Origin of the sequence: Gallicola sp. Sow4_E12, from assembly GCF_052116305.1 — a bacterium.
Lineage (GTDB): Bacteria > Bacillota > Clostridia > Tissierellales > Peptoniphilaceae > JBQKLI01.
This window is the reverse complement of the sequence record NZ_JBQKLI010000041.1, coordinates 1-1,610: the sequence shown is the minus strand read 5'-3', so window position 1 is coordinate 1,610 and position 1,610 is coordinate 1. Positions and strand designations below refer to the sequence as shown.

Here is a 1,610-nt window from a genome sequence, read left to right as displayed (position 1 = left end):
ATACATGACCCTCCTCAAGGTCACGTCGAACAAGGACGCCAAGTTCGGGTCGTGGGACGCGGCGCAACTGTCGAACTTTACCGACGCCGTGAACGCGATGCTGCGCTGGTGTGGCGGGATGTTGGGGCTCCCGACCCGCTACCTCGGTCAAGACACCGTCAATCCTGCGTCGGAGGGCGCGATCCGCGCCGATGAGGCCCGTCTAATCCGCAACGTCGAGCGCATGAACGTGTACGACGGTGACTCGTGGGCGTGGGTGATGGGACTGCGGGAACGCCTCCGCACCGGCGAATGGCTCCCCGGCAACGAGATCAGGGCGCTGTGGCACGATCCCGCGACCCCCACCTACTCACAGCGAGCCGACGCCCTCACGAAGATGGCTGGCGGCGTGCCGATCCTCTCTCGCGAGGGCGTGTGGGACGAACTGGGATGGGACGAGGGGCGCAAGCAACGGGAGCGGGCCTACTTCCGCGAGCAGGATGCCGACCCGCTGGTGCAGGCGCTGATGGCGGCTCCGGGCGATGTCACCACAGTCGCCTGAGAAGGCGATGCTGGCCCGTTCGCGGGCCGCTGCCACGATGGTGGGCCGCGAGTGGCGCACGATCCGCGCGAGCGGCGACTGGGCTGCTCAATGGCAGTTGAAGCTGACGCCTCTGTCTCGATTGGTGGTGGCCGCGCAGATCGGTGCCGCTGCTGCTGGCGCTGCCAGCGTGGACGACGACCTGTACCGCTCCGGATACCCAGAGAAGGCGTTGGCGGAGGTCGACCCGGCTGGTTTCGGCGGATGGGCGGAGCACCCAACGTCAGGGGCAGTTCTCACAATCCCCGCCCTCCTGTATCCGGCTGTCATCACAGCCAGGGCGACGCCGGGCACTGCCACTCAGAAGCTGGCCGCTGGCGGCAGGGTGGCGCAGACGATGGCCCACTGGGCTGTGTCGGAAGCCGGCCGTAACGCCGCCATGGTCGGGGCGACTGGGAGGGCTCGCACGTCGCTGATGTTCGTGGACCCCGCCCCGATGTGCCAGCGGTGCGCGGTGCTCGTCGGGAAGCTGTTCAAGCCTGGCACGAGGTCGTTCACGCGGCACCCCGGCTGCGATGGACGCCTGGTGGCTGTCAGTGACCGGGATAAACCCTCAGTGCCTCCGCTGGACGTGTCCGACATCAAGGACCTCACCCGAGACCAGCTTCGGGCGATCGAGGACGGCGCTGACATCAACCAAGTCATCAACGCCAAGCCGGCTGTCCGCATCACCAAGGACGGCGAAAAGAAGTCGGTGCTGCGAGCCAACGGCGCCCGCACCATGTACGGCGCTCGCAGGATGGAGCGCTGGACCCCGAAAGCGATCTACGCCAAGGCGGGCGACGACCAGGACATGGCGATCCAGCTACTGCGGAAACACAAGTACATGCGCTGAGCGAGTCAGCGCACCCAACCCCAGAGAGGTGGCACGATGCCGCACCACACGCCCGACGATCTGCGACAGATCATCGACACTCACCGCGCCCTGTTCGGCGGCTTCACGATGCTGGCCGACAACAACAGCGCCCCAGAGGCCCCCAAGGAACCCTCCGACGGCAGCAAGGCCCCCGAGGCGCCCAAGGATGACGAC

At 67.0% G+C, this 1,610-nt stretch carries 2 protein-coding genes; both read left to right on the top strand.

Translation table 11 applies throughout. The features are described from left to right. A partial coding sequence (locus ACTQ46_RS11040; RefSeq protein WP_441749878.1) for a hypothetical protein occupies positions 1-541 on the top strand: 541 nt, incomplete at its 5' end. A 7-nt stretch (positions 542-548) separates the two neighbouring features. After that, positions 549-1,415 carry a hypothetical protein gene (locus ACTQ46_RS11035; protein ID WP_441042081.1) on the top strand — a complete coding sequence of 289 codons (867 nt, stop codon included), beginning with the start codon at positions 549-551 and terminating at the stop codon, positions 1,413-1,415. Positions 1,416-1,610 lie beyond the last annotated feature (195 nt).